At 74.1% G+C, this 6,278-nt stretch carries 1 protein-coding gene; it reads left to right on the top strand.

All coding sequences use genetic code 11. The features are described from left to right. On the top strand, positions 1-6,278 hold a 6,278-nt coding region (locus tag ACZ407_RS34805; protein WP_468135542.1), incomplete at both ends, for an SDR family NAD(P)-dependent oxidoreductase.

The raw sequence follows: 6,278 nt of genomic DNA, 5'->3' as shown, positions 1-6,278 counted from the left end.
GTGCAGTTCGCCACCGCCATCCGGACGCTGACCGACACCGGCCACACCACCTACGTGGAATCCAGCGCCCACCCCGTCCTCACCTACGGCATCGAAGAGACCGACGCCCCCACTCCCCTGACGATCACGGGCACCCTCCGCCGCAACGAAGGCACCCTGACCCGCCTGCTGGCCTCCGCCGCGCACCTCCACACCCACGGCCACACCCTCACCTGGCCCCACACCCACCAACACCACCCCCACACCGACCTCCCCACCTACCCCTTCCAGCACCAGCGGTACTGGATCGACGTCCCGGACGCGGCCGCGGTGCGCTCCCCCGTTGCGGCCACCGACATCGTCGACACCCGCTTCTGGGAGGCCGTGGAGAACGAGGACTGGGAGTCGCTCGCCGGCACGCTCGACGTGGCGGACGACGCGGCGCTCAGTGCGGTGCTCCCCGCCCTCGCCTCCTGGCGGCAGGAGCGCAAGCGCGAGGCCACGGTCGACGACTGGCGTTACGGGATCGACTGGAAGCCGGTGGCCGACGGAGGCGCCGCGGCCGGGCTCGCCGGCAGCTGGCTGGTGGTGTTCCCGGAGGGGCACGCCACGGACGAGGTCGTGCGCGCCGCCGCCGAGGGCATGGCGGGGCACGGCGCCCGCGTGGTCCCGCTGGAGCTCGCCGCCCGGGCGGCGGACCGCGGCGCCTACCTGGAGCGCATCGGCGAGGAGCTGGCCGCGGCCGGCGCTCCGCTCGCCGGTGTGCTCTCCTTCCTGGCGCTCGACGAGCGTCCCTTCCCCGCGCACCCCGCGATGACCGCGGGCCTCGCCGGCACCCTGGCCCTCGTCCAGGCGCTGGGCGACGCGCGGATCGAGGTGCCCGTGTGGTTCGGGACCTGCGGGGCGGTCGCGGCCGGCGCCTCGGACCGCCTGTCCAGTCCCGCGCAGGCCCAGGTGTGGGGGCTGGGCCGGGTGGTCGCGCTGGAGCAGCCCGAGCGCTGGGGCGGTCTGGTGGACCTGCCGCGGCAGCTCGACGAGCGGGCCCGGACGCGGCTGTGCGCCGTCCTGGCCGGGCTGGCGGACGAGGACCAGGTGGCGGTGCGCGCGTCGGGCGTGTTCGCGCGGCGCCTGGTGCGCTCCCCGCTCGATGCCGAGCCGGGCGGCTCGGCGCCGGTCTGGCGGACGAGCGGTACGGCGCTGGTCACCGGCGGTACGGGGGCGCTGGGCCCGCACATCGCGCGCTGGCTCGGTGAGAGCGGGGCCGAGCACGTGGTGCTGACCAGCCGGCGCGGGCCGTCCGCGCCCGGGATGGCCGAGCTGGAGCAGGAGCTCGCGGGCTCGGGCGTGCGGCTCACGGTGGCGGCGTGCGACGCGGCCGACCGGGAGTCCCTGGCCGGGGTGCTGGAGCAGCTGGAGGCCGGGGGCGAGCGGGTGCGTACGGTGGTGCACGCCGCCGCGTTCATCGAGCTCGCTTCGCTGGCCGAGTCCGGGCTCGGCGAGTTCGCGGACGTACTGGCCGCCAAGGTGGGCGGCGCGGCCCACCTGGACGAGCTGCTGGGCGCCGAGGAGCTCGACGCGTTCGTGCTCTTCTCGTCCATCGCCGGTGTCTGGGGCAGTGGTGACCACGGCGCCTATGCGGCGGCCAACGCCTACCTGGACGCGCTGGCCGAGCAGCGGCGGGCCCGCGGGCTGAGGGCGAGCTCCATCGCCTGGGGCGTCTGGAACGTGTGGGACCCGGAGCGGCTCCCGGACGGGGTCAAGCCGGAGCAGTTGCAGGCGCGCGGCCTGCCGTTCCTCGACCCGGACACGGCGTTCGCCGCGATGCGGCAGGTGCTGGCGCACGACGAGGCCTTCGTGGCCGTGGCGGATGTCGACTGGGAGCGGTTCGTTCCCGTCTTCACCTCGGCGGGACGGCGTCCGCTGCTGGGCGGCGTGGCCGAGGCCCGCCGGGAGATCGAGGCCGCCACGGCGCCCGCGGGCGGTGCGCCGGGGGCGGACGCGCGGACGGCTCCCTCGTCCCCGCTGCGGGACCGGCTGGAGGGGCTCGGGGCTGACGAGCGCGAGCGGGTGCTGCTCGATCTGGTGCGCGGCCAGGCCGCCTCGGTCCTGGGCCATGCTTCGGCGGAGGCGGTGGAGCCGGTACGGGCCTTCCGCGACCTGGGCTTCGATTCGCTGACCGCGGTGGAGCTGCGCAACCGGCTGGTCACGGCGACGGGTCTGCGGCTGCCGGCCACGCTCGTCTTCGACTACCCCTCTCCCGGCGTCCTGGCCGGTTTCCTGCACGCCGAGTTCTTCGGCGCGGCCGCCGACCCGGCCGCCTCGTCCGGTGGCGCGGCACCCGCGGTGCTCCCGGCCGCCGAGGACGACCCGGTGGTCATCATCGGGATGGGCTGCCGGTTCCCCGGGGGCGTGCGTTCGCCGGAGGAGCTGTGGGAGCTGCTGCTCCGCGGTGACGACGTGATCTCCGGGCTGCCGACGGACCGCGGCTGGGACCTGGACTCGCTCTACGATCCGGACCCGGACCGTCGCGGGACCTCGTACACCCGGCACGGCGGATTCCTCTACGACGCGGCCGAGTTCGACCCGGCGTTCTTCGGGATCTCCCCGCGCGAGGCCCTGGCCATGGACCCCCAGCAGCGGCTGCTGCTGGAGACCTCCTGGGAGGCCTTCGAGCGGGCGGGCATCAACCCGCAGTCCCTGCGCGGGAGTCGGACCTCGGTGTTCGCCGGCGTCAGCTACCACGACTACGGGTCGCGGCTGCGGGAGACCCCGGAGGAGGTGGAGGGCTACCTCGGCACGGGCAACACCGCGAGCATCGCCTCGGGACGCGTCTCGTACGTCCTCGGCCTGGAGGGCGCGGCCGTGACCCTCGACACCGGTTGCTCCTCCTCGCTCGTCGCCCTCCACTTGGCGGCCCAGTCGCTGCGCCAGGGCGAGTCCACGCTGGCGCTGGCCGGCGGTGTCTCCGTGATGGCGGTGCCCACGTCCTTCATCGAGTTCAGCCGCCAGCGGGGGCTTTCGGTGGACGGCCGCTGCCGGGCCTTCTCCGCGGACGCCGACGGGATGGGCATGTCCGAGGGGGTCGGCATGCTGCTGCTGGAGCGGCTGTCGGACGCCCGCCGCAACGGCCACCGCGTGCTCGCCGTGGTGCGCGGTACGGCGATGAACCAGGACGGGGCGAGCAACGGACTCACCGCCCCGAACGGCCCCTCGCAGCAGCGGGTGATCCGGCAGGCCCTCTCCAGTGCCGGCCTGACGCCTGCTCAGGTCGATGCGGTCGAGGCGCACGGCACCGGTACGAAGCTGGGTGACCCGATCGAGGCACAGGCCCTGATCGCCACCTACGGCCAGGACCGGCCGGCGGACCGGCCGTTGTGGCTCGGCTCCGTGAAGTCCAACATCGGTCACACACAGGCCGCTTCGGGAGTCGCGGGCCTCATCAAGATGGTGATGGCCCTCCAGCACGGAATCCTGCCGAAGACGCTCCACGTCAACGAGCCCACCCCGCAGGTGGACTGGTCGGCGGGGGAGGTCGCCCTGCTGACGGAGCAGACGGAGTGGCCCCGTACCGGTGAGCCGCGGCGGGCCGGTGTCTCCTCGTTCGGGATCAGCGGCACCAACACGCACGCGGTGCTGGAGCAGGCCCCCGAGGAGGGTCCGGAGCAGGAGACGGACACGGACACGGCACCGCGACCGCAGGCCGGGGTGGTGCCGTGGGTGGTCTCGGCCCGGAGCGCGGAGGCCCTGCGGGCACAGGCCCGGCAGCTGCGGACCTACGTCGAGGACACGGCGGACCTGGACGCCGCGGCGGTGGCGGCCACGCTGATCGGCGGGCGAGCCCTGTTCGACCACCGGGCGGTCGTGCTCGCCGAGGCCCCCGAGAGCCTGGCGGAGGCGCTGGACGCTCTGGCGGGCGGCGAGCCGCACGCGCTCGTGGTGCAGGGGCAGGCCAAGCCGGTCGGGAAGACGGTGTTCGTCTTCCCCGGGCAGGGCACGCAGTGGGCCGGCATGGGCGCCGAACTGATCGGCAGCTCACCGGTGTTCGCCGAGTGGATCGCGCGGTGCGAGCAGGCGTTGGCTCCGTTCGTGGACTGGTCGCTGACCGAGGTGCTGCGCTCGCGGGCCGTGCTGGACCGGGTCGATGTCATCCAGCCCGTCACCTGGGCCGTCATGGTGTCGCTGGCGGAGGTGTGGAAGTCCCTCGGGATCCACCCGGACGCCGTGGTCGGCCACTCCCAGGGCGAAATCGCCGCTGCCGCGGTCTCCGGAGCCCTCAGCCTGGAAGACGCCGCCAAGGTCGTCGCCCTCCGCGCCCAGATCATCGGCGAACACCTCGCCGGACTCGGCACCATGGCCTCCATCCCCCAGGACGCCGACACCGTCCGCGGACACCTGGAGACCACCACCGGCGTCGGCATCGCCGCCGTCAACGGCCCCAACAGCACCGTCATCTCCGGCGACAAGACCGCCGTCGAAGAGCTCGTCGTGACACTCCAGCAGCAGGACGTACGCGCCCGGCTCATCCCCGTCGACTACGCCTCCCACAGCGCCCACGTCGAAAACATCGAGAAAGCCCTCCTGAGCACCCTCGACGGAATCAGCCCCCGAACGGCCGACATCCCCTTCTTCTCCACCGTCGAGCCCGGCTTCCTCGACACGACCACCCTCGACGCCGCCTACTGGTACCGCAACCTCCGCCAGACCGTGCAGTTCGAGACCGCCATCCGAACGCTGACCGACACCGGCCACACCACGTACGTGGAATCCAGCGCCCACCCCGTCCTCACCTACGGCATCGAAGAGACCGAGGCTCAGGCGCCGCTGACCATCACGGGCACCCTGCGCCGCGACGAAGGCACCCTCACCCGGCTCCTGCTCTCGGCCGCACACCTCCACGCGCACGGCCATGCCCTCACCTGGCCGGGTGCCGGTACGGGCACCGGCCGCCACGCCGACCTGCCCACGTACCCCTTCCAGCACCAGCGCTACTGGATCAACACTCCCACCTCGCGTGCCGATGTGGCCGGGGCGGGCCTGACGGCCGCGGGGCATCCGCTGCTCGGGGCTGCGGTCGAACTCGCCGGTGCGAACGGCCACTTGCTCACCGGACTGCTGTCCCTTCCCCGCCAGCCCTGGCTCGCCGACCACGCCGTCGCCGGCACCGTGCTCCTCCCCGGCACCGGCTTCCTCGAACTCGCCCTCCAGGCCGGGCACCACGTCGACTGCACCACCGTCGAGGAGCTCACCCTCCAGGCGCCGCTGGTACTGCCCCCGCAGGGCGCGGTGGAGGTCCAGGTGAACGTGGGGGCCGGTGACGACTCGGGCCGGCGCGAGCTGAGCCTGTACTCGCGGGTCCAGGGCGACGGCGCCGAGGCGCCGTGGATCCGGCACGCCACCGGTACGCTCGCTCCCGCCGGGGTCGGCGCCCTGCCGTACTCCGGCCTCGGGACCGGAAGCGGGCCCGGCGCCGGGTCCGATCCGGTTGCCTGGCCGCCCACCGGCGCGGAGCCGATCGCGACCGAGGGCTACTACGACCGGCTGGCCGAGCAGGGTTACGGCTACGGGCCGGCCTTCCACGGGCTGCGGGCCGCCTGGCGGCGCGGCGACGAGGTCTTCGCCGAGGTCAGCCTGCCGGAGGAGCCCGCAGCAGAGGCCGCGGCCTACGGGATCCACCCGGCCCTGCTGGACGCAGCGCTGCACGCCCTGGGCCTGGGCGTGCTGCCCGCGGCGGGCGAGGGCCGGGCGCGGCTCCCGTTCTCCTGGAGCGGGGTGCAGCTGCACGCGGTCGGTGCCGCCGCCCTGCGGGTGCGGGTGGCGCCCCTGGGCGGGGACGCCGCGGACGCCGTGTCGGTCACCGTCTGGGATGCGGCCGGTGCGCCCGTGGCCTCCGTCGATTCGCTTGTCGTACGGCCGGTGGTCACGGACACCCTCAGGTCCGCCGGCTCCCCCTCGAACGATGCGCTGTTCCGTACGGAGTGGGTGGCGGTGCCCGCGGCTGCCTCGCCGCTTTCCGGCAGCTTCGCCGTCCTGGGCGCGGACCCGCTCAAGGTGGGCCCGGCACTGGAGGAGGCCAGGGCGACGGTGTTCTCCGCGGACGGTCCGGCCGCCCTGGCCGAACTGGACGCCGTACCGGACGTGGTGGTGGTTCCGTTCGCGCCTCGCCTGGACGACTCCGGTGACCTGGCCGAGCGGATCCACGAGGTGCTGCACGGGGTGTTGGGTCTGGTGCAGGAATGGCTGGCCGATCCCCGACACACCGATTCCCGCCTGGTGATCCTCACCCGCAACGCCGTCGTCAC

The organism is Streptomyces sp. NPDC030809 (assembly GCF_055572195.1).
Note: the sequence above shows the minus strand (reverse complement) of the source record. Positions and strands in the feature narration are given on the sequence as shown.